This window comes from Proteus sp. fly-1067 (assembly GCF_040139345.1).
Lineage (GTDB): Bacteria > Pseudomonadota > Gammaproteobacteria > Enterobacterales > Enterobacteriaceae > Proteus > Proteus vulgaris_B.
Window position 1 is genome coordinate 1 of sequence record NZ_JBEEUL010000121.1, and the last position, 674, is coordinate 674.

Consider the following 674-nt stretch of genomic DNA (forward strand, 5'->3'; position numbering starts at 1 on the left):
GATTTATCACTACTGTTATGACGATTTTGATCAAATGACAGATATCAACAAAGTTCTAAGAGCGAAACTGAAGGAAGTCGCTGAAATCCGTGCACCGGAAGTTGCCGAAGAACAGCGTTCTGCGGATGGCACAATTAAATGGGCGATCACTGTGGGTGACCAACAGGTCGAAACGGTTTATATCCCAGAAGATGATCGTGCAACCTTATGTGTTTCTTCACAAGTAGGTTGTGCTCTGGAATGTAAATTCTGCTCAACCGCACAGCAAGGGTTTAACCGTAACTTACGTGTCTCAGAAATTATTGGGCAAGTTTGGCGTGCTGCAAAAATTATTGGTTCGTTGAAATCCAGTGGTCGTCGTCCAATCACCAATGTAGTGATGATGGGAATGGGCGAGCCATTATTGAACTTAAATAATGTCGTGCCAGCAATGGAAATCATGATGGATGATTTCGGTTTTGGCTTATCTAAACGTCGTGTGACTTTATCAACCTCGGGGGTTGTACCCGCTTTAGACAAGCTTGGCGATATGATTGATGTGGCTTTAGCGATTTCATTGCATGCACCGACCGACGATGTCCGTGATGATATTGTGCCAATTAATAAAAAGTACAATATTGAAACCTTTTTGAGCAGTGTTAGACGCTACCTTGCAAAATCGAATGCTAATGGTG

The 674-nt window shown here is 42.9% G+C and carries 1 protein-coding gene; it reads left to right on the forward strand.

What is annotated here, in order from left to right; all coding sequences use genetic code 11:
- Positions 1-674, forward strand: a 674-nt coding sequence (gene rlmN / locus ABN217_RS19515) for a dual-specificity RNA methyltransferase RlmN (RefSeq protein ID WP_349459892.1), incomplete at both ends; no start/stop codon positions are given.